17 protein-coding genes are annotated in these 13,188 nt (G+C 67.1%); 9 read left to right on the forward strand and 8 right to left on the reverse strand.

The features are described 5' to 3' along the window. Window positions 1–111: 111 nt before the first annotated feature. Complete coding sequence (locus AWC25_RS23840) at window positions 112–912, reverse strand: ParA family protein (RefSeq protein WP_084229528.1); 801 nt, start codon at window positions 910–912, stop codon at window positions 112–114. An 83-nt stretch (window positions 913–995) separates the two neighbouring features. Here AWC25_RS23840 and AWC25_RS23845 point away from each other — a divergent pair, with 83 nt between their 5' ends. From AWC25_RS23845 to AWC25_RS23855, 3 genes are read left to right on the forward strand one after another with little or no spacing between them, the layout of a single operon-like run. Further along, complete coding sequence (locus AWC25_RS23845; protein WP_069402492.1) at window positions 996–1,592, forward strand: acid phosphatase; 597 nt, start codon at window positions 996–998, stop codon at window positions 1,590–1,592. After that, window positions 1,589–2,701: an isochorismate synthase gene (locus AWC25_RS23850; protein WP_069402493.1), complete on the forward strand. Its 1,113-nt coding sequence runs from the start codon at window positions 1,589–1,591 to the stop codon at window positions 2,699–2,701. Before AWC25_RS23845 ends, AWC25_RS23850 begins: the two co-directional genes overlap by 4 nt. After that, the gene (locus AWC25_RS23855) at window positions 2,698–3,180 is read left to right on the forward strand and encodes a GNAT family N-acetyltransferase (protein ID WP_085167949.1); all 483 of its coding nucleotides are present in this window, start codon (window positions 2,698–2,700) and stop codon (window positions 3,178–3,180) included. The genes AWC25_RS23850 and AWC25_RS23855 overlap by 4 nt, the downstream gene beginning before the upstream one ends. Here the strand turns inward: AWC25_RS23855 and AWC25_RS23860 are convergent. Continuing rightward, entirely contained in the window at window positions 3,132–3,584 is a 453-nt protein-coding gene (locus tag AWC25_RS23860; protein WP_142279026.1) for a hypothetical protein, read from the reverse strand. The two genes, AWC25_RS23855 and AWC25_RS23860, sit on opposite strands and share 49 nt — an antisense overlap. A gap of 91 nt (window positions 3,585–3,675) precedes the next feature. On the opposite strand from AWC25_RS23860, the gene AWC25_RS23865 reads away from it, so the two are divergent. Together AWC25_RS23865 and whiB1 are read left to right on the forward strand one after the other, a co-directional pair. Then, window positions 3,676–4,632 (forward strand): diacylglycerol/lipid kinase family protein, encoded by a 957-nt coding sequence (locus tag AWC25_RS23865; RefSeq protein ID WP_085167951.1) that lies wholly within the window; start codon window positions 3,676–3,678, stop codon window positions 4,630–4,632. A 285-nt stretch (window positions 4,633–4,917) separates the two neighbouring features. Further along, a complete protein-coding gene (gene whiB1 / locus AWC25_RS23870) occupies window positions 4,918–5,172 on the forward strand; it encodes a transcriptional regulator WhiB1 (RefSeq protein WP_069402496.1) in 255 nt (84 codons plus the stop codon). A gap of 58 nt (window positions 5,173–5,230) precedes the next feature. On the opposite strand, the gene AWC25_RS23875 is transcribed toward whiB1, so the two are convergent. Beyond that, on the reverse strand, window positions 5,231–6,733 hold the full coding sequence (locus tag AWC25_RS23875) for a sensor histidine kinase (protein WP_069402497.1): 1,503 nt from the start codon (window positions 6,731–6,733) through the stop codon (window positions 5,231–5,233). Between the two features lie 49 nt (window positions 6,734–6,782). After that, window positions 6,783–6,998 (reverse strand): biotin/lipoyl-binding carrier protein, encoded by a 216-nt coding sequence (locus AWC25_RS23880; protein ID WP_044512934.1) that lies wholly within the window; start codon window positions 6,996–6,998, stop codon window positions 6,783–6,785. Window positions 6,999–7,207: 209 nt separating this feature from the next. On the opposite strand from AWC25_RS23880, the gene AWC25_RS27920 reads away from it, so the two are divergent. Then, window positions 7,208–7,282, forward strand: a complete 75-nt coding sequence (locus AWC25_RS27920; RefSeq protein WP_085976515.1) for a 50S ribosomal protein bL37 — start codon at window positions 7,208–7,210, stop codon at window positions 7,280–7,282. 27 nt (window positions 7,283–7,309) lie between these two features. On the opposite strand, the gene rsrA is transcribed toward AWC25_RS27920, so the two are convergent. Both rsrA and AWC25_RS23890 read right to left on the reverse strand, forming a co-directional pair. Next, window positions 7,310–7,615, reverse strand: a complete 306-nt coding sequence (gene rsrA, locus AWC25_RS23885) for a mycothiol system anti-sigma-R factor (RefSeq protein WP_085167953.1) — start codon at window positions 7,613–7,615, stop codon at window positions 7,310–7,312. After that, the gene (locus AWC25_RS23890; RefSeq protein ID WP_069402508.1) at window positions 7,612–8,283 is read right to left on the reverse strand and encodes a sigma-70 family RNA polymerase sigma factor; all 672 of its coding nucleotides are present in this window, start codon (window positions 8,281–8,283) and stop codon (window positions 7,612–7,614) included. Before AWC25_RS23890 ends, rsrA begins: the two co-directional genes overlap by 4 nt. A gap of 314 nt (window positions 8,284–8,597) precedes the next feature. Here AWC25_RS23890 and AWC25_RS23895 point away from each other — a divergent pair, with 314 nt between their 5' ends. Further along, window positions 8,598–9,446, forward strand: coding sequence for an SDR family oxidoreductase (locus AWC25_RS23895; protein WP_069402499.1), 849 nt, complete (start codon window positions 8,598–8,600; stop codon window positions 9,444–9,446). A gap of 10 nt (window positions 9,447–9,456) precedes the next feature. Then, window positions 9,457–9,936 (forward strand): YbaK/EbsC family protein, encoded by a 480-nt coding sequence (locus tag AWC25_RS23900; RefSeq protein WP_069402500.1) that lies wholly within the window; start codon window positions 9,457–9,459, stop codon window positions 9,934–9,936. Here AWC25_RS23900 and AWC25_RS23905 read toward each other — a convergent pair. Next, window positions 9,933–10,841 (reverse strand): cyclopropane mycolic acid synthase family methyltransferase, encoded by a 909-nt coding sequence (locus tag AWC25_RS23905; RefSeq protein WP_069402501.1) that lies wholly within the window; start codon window positions 10,839–10,841, stop codon window positions 9,933–9,935. The two genes, AWC25_RS23900 and AWC25_RS23905, sit on opposite strands and share 4 nt — an antisense overlap. Window positions 10,842–10,996: 155 nt before the next feature. Next, entirely contained in the window at window positions 10,997–11,575 is a 579-nt protein-coding gene (locus AWC25_RS23910; RefSeq protein WP_232327298.1) for an HdeD family acid-resistance protein, read from the reverse strand. A 104-nt stretch (window positions 11,576–11,679) separates the two neighbouring features. Here AWC25_RS23910 and AWC25_RS23915 point away from each other — a divergent pair, with 104 nt between their 5' ends. After that, window positions 11,680–13,098, forward strand: coding sequence for a phytoene desaturase family protein (locus AWC25_RS23915; RefSeq protein WP_069402509.1), 1,419 nt, complete (start codon window positions 11,680–11,682; stop codon window positions 13,096–13,098). The last annotated feature ends 90 nt before the right edge of the window (window positions 13,099–13,188 follow it).

The following is a 13,188-nucleotide window of genomic DNA, read 5'->3' on the forward strand; positions in this document are numbered from 1 at the left end:
GCGTTTTGAGTGCGCCGCGGGCGGCGACACGCCGGGGCCTGGCACCGCGACTGCACACGCAACGCCGCCAGCGCACCCCGAGGAAGGCGCGTGACGCGGGGCCGGGCCCGCTCAGGCGTCGACGGTGAACGTCGGCAGCGGCTTGCCGGTCTTCCAGTGCTTCATCAACGCCCGCGCCAGGTCCGCGTAGGCGACCGCACCCTTGTTCTTGCGGCCCGACATCACCGACGAGCCGGACGCGCTCGCCTCGGCGAATCGCACGGTGCGCGGGATCGGCGGCGCCAGCACCGGCAGGTTGTAGCGGTCCGCGACGTCGAGCAGCACGTCGCGGGTGTGGGTGGTGCGCGAGTCGTACAACGTCGGCAACGCGCCCAGCAGCCGCAGCTCCGGATTGGTGATCTGCTGGACGTCGGCGACCGTGCGCAGGAATTGCCCGACGCCGCGGTGCGCCAGCGTCTCGCACTGCAGCGGCACGATCACCTCGTCGGCGGCCGTCAGCCCGTTGAGCGTGAGCACTCCCAGCGACGGCGGGCAGTCGATGACGACCACGTCGAACTGGTCGGCGACCTTGGCCAGCGCGCGTTTGAGCGCGTATTCGCGGCCAGCCCGCATCAGCAGCATCGCCTCGGCGCCGGCCAAGTCAATGTTGGCCGGCAGCAGCGTCATTCCCTCGACGGTGCTGACCAGCGCGGCGCTCGGCTCGACCTCACCGAGCAGCACCTCGTGCACCGACACGGGCAGTTTGTCGGGATCCTGGCCCAGCGAGAACGTCAGACAGCCCTGCGGATCCAGATCGACGAGCAACACGCGCCGGCCGCTTTCCGTCAGCGCCGCGCCCAGCGAGGCAACCGTGGTCGTCTTGGCGACTCCGCCCTTTTGGTTGGCCACCGCAAGTACTCGCGTTTCACTCACACCTGCCATCCTGGCACGTTCGGCGCCGTCGCTACGGACTTCGATCGCGGGGGCCGGCAACTCGTCAGGCAGAATCAGTCGACATGGGCCTGCACAGCCATCGCTTGCTCCTGCTCCGGCACGGCGAAACCGAGTGGTCGTTGTCCGGCCAGCACACCGGCACCACCGAGATCGGCCTGACCGAGGTTGGCCGGACGCAGGCCAAGCTGGCCGGCGGAGTGCTCAACGGTTTGAGCCTGGACAACCCGCTGGTGATCACCAGCCCGCGGCAACGCGCCGTGGTCACCGCGGAGTTGGCGGGCTTGACGCCGGAGGAGGTGTCGTCGCTGCTCGCCGAGTGGGACTACGGCGAATACGAGGGCCGCACAACCGAACAGATTCGCCAACGCGTGCCCGATTGGCTGGTGTGGACGCACGGCTGCCCCGGCGGTGAGAGCGTCGCGCAGGTCAGCGATCGCGCCGACCGGGCGATCGCGATGGCGCTGCCCCAGCTGGAGTCGCGCGACGTGGTGTTCGTCAGCCACGGCCACTTCTCCCGTGCGGTGATCACCCGCTGGGTCGAGCTGCCGCTGGTGGAGGGCCGACGATTCGGTATGCGCACCGCCTCCGTGGCGGTGTGCGGTTTCGAGCACGGCGTACGGCAGCTGCTGGCGCTCGGGCTGACCGGTCACACGGTGTGAACCCCGAGCAGCCAAGTCCCGAGCCGCCGTTCGCGTTGTGCGGCCCGCGCGGCACGTTGATCGGCGAAGGTGTGCGGGCGCGCTACGGCGAACTGGCCGCGGCGCAAGCCGCGTTGACGACCGGCTCGGTTCCAATAGTATTGGGCGCCTTGCCTTTTAACCTCGAAAGGCCAGCGGCGCTGATAGTGCCCCAAGAGGTGCGCCGCGGCGATCGGCTGCCCGACTGGCCGATGGGACCGCTGCCCGCGGTGCGCATCGCGGCCGCTGTGCCGTCCCCGGCCGATTACCGCGCCCGGATCAGCCGGGCCCGCGACGAGCTGGCCGCTTCGGACAGCGCACTGAGCAAGGTGGTGCTGGCGCGCGCATTGCGGTTGAGTTCCGACGGGGAGCTGGACGCCCGCGCCATCCTGCGCCGGCTCGTCGCCAACGATCCCGCGGCCTACGGCTACCTGGTCGACTTGGGTTCGGCCGGACCGGATTACGCGGGCGCGGCGCTGGTGGGCGCCAGCCCGGAACTGCTGGTCGCGCGCGTCGGCGATCGAGTGATGTGCCAGCCGTTCGCCGGGTCGGCCCCGCGGGCGGCGGATCCCGACCGCGACGCCGCCAACGGCGCCGCGCTGGCCGCCTCCGCAAAGGACCGTCACGAGCACCAGCTGGTCATCGACACGATGCGCACGGCACTGGAACCCCTGTGCAGCGAGCTGACCATCGCGCCCGAACCGCAGCTGAGCCGCACCGCTGCCGTCTGGCATCTGTGCACCCCGATCAGCGGCCGGCTGCGCGACACCGCAACCACCGCAATAGATCTCGCGTTGGCGCTACACCCGACCCCCGCTGTCGGCGGGGTTCCGGCCAAGGCGGCATCCGAGCTGATCGCCGAACTGGAGGGTGACCGAGGCTTCTACGCCGGGGCCGTAGGTTCCTGCGACGCCGCGGGCGACGGCTACTGGGTGGTGTCCATCCGCTGCGCGCAGTTGTCGGCGGATCGCCGGACCGCGACGGCCCGCGCCGGAGGCGGCATCGTCGCGGAATCCGATCCCGACGATGAAGTAAGGGAAACCACCACGAAATTCGCCACGATACTCACCGCGTTAGGAGTTCAGCAGTGAGCGAGATCATCCGCCGCGCCGCGCCCGCGGACGCCGCCGACATCGCCGAGATGATCCACGCGCTGGCCGAATTCGAACACGCCGCCGATCAGTGCACGGTTACCGAAAATCAAATCCACACAGCCCTTTTCGGTAACACGCCGATCGCCCACGCCCACGTCGCCGAGGTCGACGGGGTGGTTGCGGCGATGGCACTGTGGTTCGTCAACTTCTCCACCTGGGACGGAGCCGGCGGCATTTACCTGGAGGACCTGTTCGTGCGCAACGCATTTCGCCGTCGCGGCCTGGCCCGCCGGCTGCTGGCCACGTTGGCCGGTGAATGCGTCGACAGCGGCTACACGCGGCTGTCCTGGGCGGTGATGAATTGGAACGTCGACGCGATCGCGCTCTACGATGGGGTCGGTGCCCAGCCGCAGTACGAGTGGACCACTTACCGGCTATCCGGGTCGGCGCTGGCGGAGCTGGCCGGGCCGCGCTGATCGCCCGCGGCGGCCCAGCGCAGCGCCGGCGGACTGAACAGCAACACCAACACCGTCAACGCCAGCACGGCAACGGGAATGCCGACGACCGGTCGATGCGAACCGACCGCCAGATACCAGGCCACCGGCAACAGCAGCAGCTGAGTGAACACGGCAAGCCCACGGCCCCAGCGCCGGCCGATCACCAATGCGCGCCCAGCGCCCAGCACCACACCGCCGATCAGCAGGAACCACACCGCGGTGCCCAGGCCGTTGACGATTCGCTGGTCGGCCCCCGCGATTGCCCGCACCACCAGGATTGCGGCCGTCGCCACCGCGGCCAGGCCCTGGGCCGCGACGATGAACCCGGCGCCGCGGACGGCCGATGGCGGCGGTGTGGCCGGTCTGCTCGAGGGGCGGTTCACAGCGTCAGCGTAGCCACGCCCGCGGCGGGCGCCGCGAGCCGGCGCTTCCCCCACAGCGGGCCCATAACCGTGCCGCATAAGCTCGTGCATCATGCGAGCCGTGCTGATCGTGAATCCCGCAGCAACTTCAACCACCTCGGCCGGCCGCGATCTGTTGGCCCACGCGCTCAAAAGCCGGCTCGAGCTCACCGTCGAGCACACCAACCACCACGGCCACGGGACCGAACTCGGTCAGGCCGCCGTCGAGGATGGCGTGGACCTGGTCGTCGTGCACGGCGGCGACGGCACGGTCAGCGGGGTCGTCAACGGTTTGCTGGGCCGCCCGGACGCGCCGCGGCCCGCCCATTTGCCGGCCGTCGCCGTGGTTCCGGGAGGGTCGGCCAACGTCTTGGCGCGCTCGCTCGGGATCTCCCGGGATCCGGTGGCCGCGACCAACCAGCTGATCCAGCTGATCGACGATTACCGCCGCCACCAGACCTGGCGCCGCATCAGCCTGATCGACTGCGGCGAGCAATGGGCGGTGATCAACGCGGGGATGGGCGTCGACGCCGAGGTGGTGGCCGCGGTGGAGGCCCAGCGCAACAAGGGCGTCAAGGTCACACCGTTGCGGTATTGGCGGGTCGCGGTGCCGATCACGGTGGGCTACAGCCGGCGCGCCCCCAGCATGACCCTCGAGCTGCCCGGCCGCGATCCCGTGTCGGGCGTGCAGTTCGCCTGGGTGTCCAACACGACTCCGTGGACCTACAGCAACAGCCGTCCGATGGTCACCAACCCGGGTTGCAGCTTCGAATCGGGCCTCGGCGTATTCGCGGTCACCAACATGAAGGTGATTCCGACGCTGAGATTATTGCGGCAGATTCTCGCCACCGGCGCGGATCCGGACGCCAAACAACTCGTCCGCGACGATGACGCGGCCTGTTTGCGAATCACGTGCGCCGACGGTCCGGTCGCCAGCCAGTACGACGGGGAGTATTTGGGGCGACGGGAGTCCATGACGTTCCGCGCGGTGCGCGAGGCCCTGCCCGTCGCCGCGCCGCCACCCAAATAAACACGTCTGAACTGCGCAAACGACGCAATTATCGGTCGTCGGGGCGGCGCTGGGCGCGGCGAGTGTAGTACAACGGATTAAGGGCCCGACGTCGCCGTGACCAAAGTGAGATACCCCACGAGCGAACTGATCCTATTGACATCTGTTGAGCCTGTGAAACGATCGAAAGGTTGCATGCAGAGATTTTGTAGGGGTGCCCGACGGACCCTTACTCATGCAAGCGTTAAGAGCCGACGAAATAACGCGAGTGCGCGCTGCTGCGCACATAGTGAGGAGTAACGACTTATGGATTGGCGCCACAAGGCGGTCTGTCGCGACGAGGATCCGGAGCTGTTCTTCCCGGTAGGGAACAGTGGTCCGGCACTCGCGCAGATCGCTGACGCGAAACTGGTCTGCAGTCGGTGTCCGGTGACCACAGAGTGCCTCGGCTGGGCGCTGAACACGGGCCAGGACTCGGGCGTGTGGGGCGGTATGAGCGAAGACGAGCGGCGTGCGTTGAAGCGCCGCAACGCTCGGACGAAGGCCCGCAGCGGAGTCTGACGCAGTCTTTAACAGCGCGGCCCCGGCAAACGCCGGGGCCGCGCTGTTGCGTGAGCATTCACAGCAACAACCTGGACCGGCGGCCGATCGGCACCCGCAGCACCACATCGGTGCCGCCGCGCGGCGCTTTCCGCATGCCCAGCGTGCCGTCCAGCTCCGCGGCCACCAGCGTCCGCACGATCTGTAGGCCCAGGCTGTCGGACTTTTCCAGGCTGAACCCTTCGGGTAGGCCCCGGCCGTCATCGTGCACGACGACGTCGAGCCAGCGCGCCGACCGTTCGGCGCTGATGGTCACCGCGCCCTCCTGGATTGCGGGGTCGAACGCGTGCTCAATCGCGTTCTGCACGAGCTCGGTGATCACCATGATCAGCGCGGTCGCGCGGTCGGAGTCCAGTACGCCCAGATCACCGACCCGATTGATGCGGATCGGGCGGTCCACCGAGGCCACGTCGTTCATGATCGGCAGGATCCGATCGATGACCTCGTCGAGGTTCACCTGCTCGTCGACCGACATCGACAACGCGTCGTGGACCAGCGCGATCGACGACACCCGGCGCACCGATTCGATCAGCGCCTCGCGGCCCTCGGCGTTGGCGGTGCGGCGGGCCTGCAGTCGCAGCAACGCGGCCACGGTCTGCAGATTGTTCTTCACCCGGTGGTGGATTTCGCGGATGGTGGCGTCCTTGGAGATCAGCGCCCGGTCCCGCCGCTTCACCTCGGTCACGTCGCGAATCAGCACCGCGGCGCCCTTGCTGGCACCGTGCACCACCAACGGCAGCGTCCGCAGCAGCACGGTGGCGCCGCCGGCGTCGACCTCCATGCGCATGCTCTTACCGCCGGCCAGCAGGTCCTGCACGTGCTCGGCCATCTCCTGTGCCTCAAAGGAATCCGAGATTAGCGGTCGGGTGATCCGGATCAGATTGTGGCCCTCGAGTTCGCTTGTCAATCCCATCCGGTGATACGCCGACAGCGCGTTGGGACTGGCGTAGGCGACCACGCCGTCGACGTCGAGCCGGATGAATCCGTCGCCCACGCGCGGCGTGGATCGCGACATTGCGACGTCGCGCACATCGGGAAAAGTGCCCTCGGACAACATGTTCACCAACTCGGCGGCGCATTCGCGGTAGGCGGTCTCTAAGTGGCCGGAGTTTTCCTGGGCCGTCAGCACGGTTTGGTGCTGGGTGAGCACGGCGACCACCTGGTCCGCGTAGCGCACCGGGGAAGCCGCGACATGCGGTCCGGGCAACTGCCACGAATCCTGTTGGGCTGCAGTGATTTCACGTCGCGCGACGCCCGAGGAGAAGGTGTCGGCGACCAGCGCCAGCCGCTCGGCCGGCACGACGCTGCCCACCGAATCGGTTTGCAGCACTGTCGGCGCGGTGTTCGGCCGGCATTGCGCGACGCACACCAGCACACCGTCGTCGCGACGCACCCACATCAGGTAGTCGGCGAACGACAAATCGGCCAGCAGCTGCCACTCGCCGACCACCGCGTGCAGATGATCCACCGCGTTGCCGGGCAGCATCGTGTGCTCGGCCAGCAAATCACCGAGAGTGGACATCAAGTACTCCCGCGTCGTCGAACGGCGGTAGCTATGAGCGGCTCAACGGTTAGCTGATCACGGCGATGAGGTCGCCCGCCTGGATGACGTCGCCCACCGACACACTCACCTTGCTGACCGTGCCGTCGACTTCGGCCAGGACCGGAATCTCCATCTTCATCGACTCCAGCAGCACCACGACGTCGCCCTTGCCGATCTGGTCGCCCTCGTTGACAACCACTTCGAGCACGCTCGCCACGATCTCGGCACGAACATCCTCGGCCATCTTCACCCCACTGTCTCGGCCATTCCGCATGCTGACTGGTCTGGGCTTGCATCAAGCTCATGTATATCGAACCACAACATCATCGGGGATCGCCGAACACCGGGCGCCGCCGGTGGGGCGAAATGGGCGGCACCGGGCCGTGCGACAATGGTGGGCAATCTGATGGGCGCCGGGCGCCCCAATCATGAACGAGCGACGGAGGTTTCCCCATGGCCAAGCGCGGCCGTAAGAAGCGTGATCGCAAACACAGCAAGGCCAACCACGGCAAACGGCCCAACTCCTAACCGGTAGCGCGGCCGCACCCGAGTCCGCTAAGACTGGACCTCGCGGATGATCGTGGTGCGGCGGATCTCCAGTCGCAACCGTTCGCGGAGGCCTTCCGGGGCCTTTTCGCCGCTGCATTTGGTCGCGATCAGCGCTTTGAATTGCTCCTCGATCCCGAACAACCGCAGACATGGCGGGCATTCGTCGAGGTGGCGTTTGAGTTTTTCGTGCTTTTCGGGCGTGCATTCACCGTCCAGCAGCGTCCATACCTCGGCGATCAGTTCGGCGCACTCGGCCTTGGTGCGCGGCGTCCCCGCGCTCGCCGAGGGGTCGGTGGGCGAATACTCGCTCATGACGACACCTCCTCGTGCGTCGGCCTGCCCCGGGTGAAACCGCGCTCCTTGGCGACGTCGGCCAACAGGCCGCGCAGCTGGCGCCTGCCGCGGTGCAGCCGCGACATGACGGTCCCGATGGGCGTGTCCATGATTTCGGCGATCTCCTTGTACGGGAAACCCTCGACGTCCGCGTAATACACCGCCATCCGGAACTCTTCCGGGAGGGCCTGCAGGGCCGCCTTGATCTCGGTGTCCGGTAGCGCTTCCAGCGCCTCGACCTCCGCCGACCGCAGCCCGGTGGAGGAATGCTCGGCGTTGGACGCCAATTGCCAGTCGGTGATCTCTTCGGTCGGATATTCCGCAGGCTGACGCTGCTTCTTGCGGTAGCTGTTGATGTAGGTGTTGGTCAGGATCCGGTAGAGCCACGCCTTGAGGTTGGTGCCCGCGCGGAACGACCGGAACCCGGCGTACGCCTTGACCATCGTTTCTTGCAGCAGGTCCTCGGCGTCGGCGGGATTGCGCGTCATCCGCAGCGCGCCACCGTAAAGCTGATCCAGCAGGGGAATCGCGTCGCGCTCGAACCGCGCGGTCAGTTCCTCGTCGGACTCTTCGGCCTGGTGAACCGGTGCCACAACCGGCGTTTCCGCCGTCTCGACGTGGTCGGGGCCATCCTCGGAGTCGGCCATCTCGATCAACACGGTCCCTTCTATTGCAGCGCCACCCGGCCGCGCCGTCGGCGGCAACTGGCTCGCAAAGAAGCGAGCCAACTGCTCGTCCCTGCGTGGTGGGCCTAGCAGGCACGTCGCCGTTGACACCGAGTACCCCTCCCAATCTAAAGGCTGCGACCGACGGGCTCTGCCCGGGTCGCTGACACGTGTTTTTCAGACCGTCAGAATCAACAGCGCGGGCCGATCTGCTATTTCCCGTCGCGGCGCGATCGGCGCCGTCCCGGGATTCACCCGCAGTTCAATACGCACCCGCCGGACGTTACTGTGACGCCATGTCTCTAAGTGGCAAAACCATGTTCATCTCCGGCGCCAGCCGCGGCATCGGGCTGGCCATCGCCAAGCGCGCCGCTCAGGACGGCGCCAACATCGCCCTGATCGCCAAGACCGCGGAGCCGCACCCCAAGCTGCCGGGCACCGTGTACACCGCCGCCAAGGAGCTCGAGGAGGCCGGCGGCCAGGCCCTGCCGATCGTGGGAGACGTGCGCGACCCAGACTCCGTCGAATCCGCCGTAGCAAAGACCGTCGAGCAGTTCGGCGGCATCGACATCTGTGTCAACAACGCCTCGGCGATCAACTTGGGGTCCATCACCGAGGTGCCGATGAAGCGCTTCGATTTGATGAACGGCATCCAGGTGCGCGGCACCTACGCCGTGTCGCAGGCGTGCATCCCGCACTTGAAAGGCCGGGAGAACCCGCACATCCTGACGCTGTCCCCGCCGGTGCTTCTCGGCAAGGAGTGGCTGAAGCCGACGGCGTACATGATGGCCAAGTTCGGCATGACGCTGTGCGCGCTGGGTATCGCCGAGGAGATGCGCGAGGAGGGCATCGCGTCCAACACGCTATGGCCGCGCACGCTGGTGGCCACCGCCGCGGTGCAGAACCTGCTGGGCGGCGACGAGGCGATGGGGCGCGCCCGCAAGCCGGAGATCTACGCCGACGCGGCCTACGTCATCCTGAACAAGCCATCGAAAGAATTCACCGGCAACATGCTGCTGTGCGAGGACGTGCTGGTGGACTCCGGCGTCACCGACCTCTCGGTGTACAACTGCGTGCCCGGTGGGCAGCTCGGCCGCGACTTCTGGGTGGACGGCGTCAATCCGCCGGGATATACGGGACCCTAGGGCGGGCGCCGTGGCCGCGACGCCGGCATTGGCGGCGCTGACCGGGGCCGGCGTGCCGCACGAGGTGGTGAAGTTCGGCCACGATCCGCGGGAGCAGTCGTTCGGGGTGGAAGCCGTCAAGGCACTCGCCCAGGCCGGCGTCGCGCCGGAGCAGATCTACAAGACCTTGGTGATCGCGGTGCCCGACGGGCTGGCGGTGGCGGTCGTGCCGGCCGCCGCGCGGCTTTCACTCAAGGCCGCCGCGGCCGCACTTGGCGCGCCGAAAGCGTCGATGGCCGACCCCGCGCTGGTCCAGCGGACCACCGGCTACGTGGTGGGGGCGGTATCGCCGTTCGGCCAGCGCAAGCGGCTGCCCACGGTGGTCGATTCCAGCGCGCTCCGCTGGGAGCGGATGTTCTGCAGCGCCGGTCGGCGCGGCTGGGATATCGCGGTGGCTCCGCAAGACCTGATCCGCCTCACCGGCGCGGTGACCGCAGCCATTCGCACCTAATTCTTGGTGGCGTTCTTGGTCACGTTCTTGGTCAGCGTGAACTGCGCGACGTCGGTGTAGCCCTCGCGGAACAGGTCGGCGCACCCGGTCAGGTACTTCATGTAGCGGTCGTAGACCTCCTGCGACTGGATCGCGATGGCCTCGTCGCGGCGCGCCTCGAGAGCGGCGGCCCACAGGTCCAGGGTGCGGGCGTAGTGCAGACGCAGCGGCTGGACGAGTTGGACGGTGAAGCCGGCGCGCCGGGCATGCTCTTCGACGGACTTGGCGTTGGGCAGATCACCGCCCGGGAAGATCTCGTCCATGATGAATTTCATGAACCGGATCTTGGTCATGGTGATGGGCAATCCGCGCTCGGCGAATTCCTCGTCGCTGGGCTTGATGATGGTGTGCAGCATCATCACCCCGTCGTCCGGCAGCGCCGCGTAGGCGGTCTTGAAAAACTCGTCGTAGCGGTCGCGGCCGAAGTGTTCGAAGGCGCCGATCGACACGATGCGGTCGACCTTCTCGTCGAATTGTTCCCACCCCTGCAGCAGCACCCGCTTGGTGCGCGACGACTGATGGCCGTCCAGCCGCCGCTGGACGTGCGCCTGCTGGTTGCGGCTCAGTGTCAGGCCGACGACGTTGACGTCGTAACGCTCCAGGGCGCGCACGATCGTGGTGCCCCATCCGCAGCCGATGTCGAGCAACGTCATGCCCGGTTGCAGCCCGAGTTTGCCCAGCGACAAGTCGACCTTGGCGTACTGCGCTTCCTCCAGCGACATGTCGTCACGCTCGAAATACGCGCAGCTGTAGGTGCGGGTGGGATCCAGGAAAAGCGCAAAAAAGTCGTCGGACAGGTCGTAGTGCGCCTGGACGTCCTCGAAATACGGTTGCAATTCCGGGGTTTCGCTTTTCTTGGAGGACAAAAGGCACAACCTTCGACAGTCGGATTTAAACGGGCTTTGCGGTATTCGACCAAAGTTTGTCGAATTTCGTCCGCCAGTCTATCCGACGGCCCGTCCGCCAGGACACAACGCCGGTCACACGGACCGGCGTTGTGGACCGGATTCGGTACTGCAGGTCAGGCCGCTTTCGTCCGGCTGCGAACTTGCAGCGCACTGACCACGTCGACGGCGCCAATGGCGATCAGCCAGCAGCCGGCGACCAGGGCGAGGACGGCAATGGACCGCAGCGGTGAGATGATCAACACGGCGCCGCCGATCACGATGATCAACCCGGACAGCACCTGCCAACCCCGGCCGGGCATGTGGTCCAGCGAGAGGGCCGCGGCCAACAACGTCATGCCGCGGAACAGCCAGCTGATGCCGATCCAGATCGCGAGCAGTGTCACCGCCTCGAATTCCTCACGGAAGCAGAAGAATCCCAGGATCAGCGACACGATGCCGGTAATGAAGGTGAACACCCGCATCGCAACGCCGGCGTGCGTGCCGAACGCGGCGAACACGTAGCCGATTCCGGAAAACACCAAGTAGATGCCGAACAGGACGCCTGCCACGAACAACGTCCGGCCCGGCCAGGCCAGCACGATGATGCCCAGGGCGATGGCCAGGACGCCGGTGAGGAGGAGCACTTGCCAGGCACTGCTGGCAAGTTGCCGAAGAGGACCTTCGAAAACGGTGTCGTCGTCGCGAATAGTCATCCTCATATGATTAGCCACAATTGATGAAAAGAATATGTCCGTGGCGACACAATTGCGCATCGCGGACGAGTATTCAAAACGCCGCCGGTAACGTGCACAAGACGATGAGTACGGCAGTGGTAGTCGGCAGTGGACCCAACGGGTTGGCCGCCGCCATTTGCTTGGCCGCCAAGGGAGTGCAGGTCACGGTGCTCGAGGCGGCCGACGCGGTGGGCGGCGGCACCCGCAGCGCCGAGGCCATCGTTCCCGGCCTGCTGCACGACCATTGTTCGGCGATTCACCCGATGGCCGTCGGCTCCCCGTTCGTGGGGCGTTTCAACCTGCAGCGGTACGGATTGTCATGGCGCTGGCCGGAGATCGATTGCGCCCATCCCCTCGACGGCGGCCGCGCCGGGGTATTGCACCGGTCGGTGCATCAGACCGCGGCGGGGCTGGGCCGCGACGGCCCGCGGTGGCGCCTGGTGTTCGGCTCCCCCGCCGCCCATTTCGATGCGCTCAGCGACGACATCATGGGTCCACTCCTGCGCGTCCCACGTCACCCGCTGACGCTGGCCCGGTTCGGTGCGCCCACGTTGTTGCCCGCCTCGACGTTCGCGCGGGTGTTCCGGACCGAGGCGGGCCGGGCGTTGTTCGGAGGTGTTGCGGCGCACGCTTTCCGGCCGCTGCACTACCCGATGACCTCGGCCATCGGGATGGGCATCATCACCGCCGGGCATCGGCACGGCTGGGCGGTGGCGCAGGGCGGGTCGCAGGCGATCGCCGACGCGATGGTGTCGCTGCTGCGCGACCTGGGTGGCACGATCGAAACCGGCGTGCGGGTGCAGAACTCCGCGCAGCTGCCGCCGGCCGACGTCACCATGTTCGACCTGGCGCCCAGCGCGATCGCCGGGATTCTCGGCGATCGGCTGCCCCGCCGAATTGCCAGTGCCTTCACCAGGTTCCGGCGTGGTCCGGGTGCGTTCAAGGTTGACTTCGCCGTCGAGGGCGGGGTGCCGTGGACCAACCCGGACGCGCGCCTGGCGGGCACCGTGCACGTGGCCGGCAACTACGCCGAACTCGCCGCGGCCGAACGCGATGTACACGCCGGACGCATGCCCGCACGGCCGTTCGTGTTGGTGGGGCAGCAGTATCTCGCCGATCCGCAACGGTCGGTGGGCGACATCCACCCGTTGTGGAGTTACGCCCACGTCCCCAACGGCTATACCGGCGATGCCACGCAGGCGATCATCGCGCAGATCGAGCGGTTCGCCCCCGGCTTTCGAGACCGCATCGTCGGTCAGGCGGTGCGTACCACGACGCAGCTGGCCACGTTCAATGCGAACTACGCCGGCGGCGACATCATGACCGGCGCCAAGGACATTCGCCAGCTGACGTTCGGTCCGCGAATCACCCTGTCGCCCTACAGCGTTGGGGTGCCCGGCATGTACATCTGTTCGGCGGCGACTCCACCGGGCCCGGGTGCACACGGCATGTGCGGCGCCAATGCCGCCGCGCTCGCGCTGGCGTATTTGGGCCACGGCTAGCCGCGCGGGGGTGCTAGTGTTGTGAGTCGTTAATTCGCTTGCAGTAATTTGCGATGGATTCGAGGATTTGGTCGGCGGTCTTGGTCCAGA

It is taken from the genome of Mycobacterium sherrisii, from assembly GCF_002102355.1.
GTDB lineage: Bacteria > Actinomycetota > Actinomycetes > Mycobacteriales > Mycobacteriaceae > Mycobacterium > Mycobacterium sherrisii.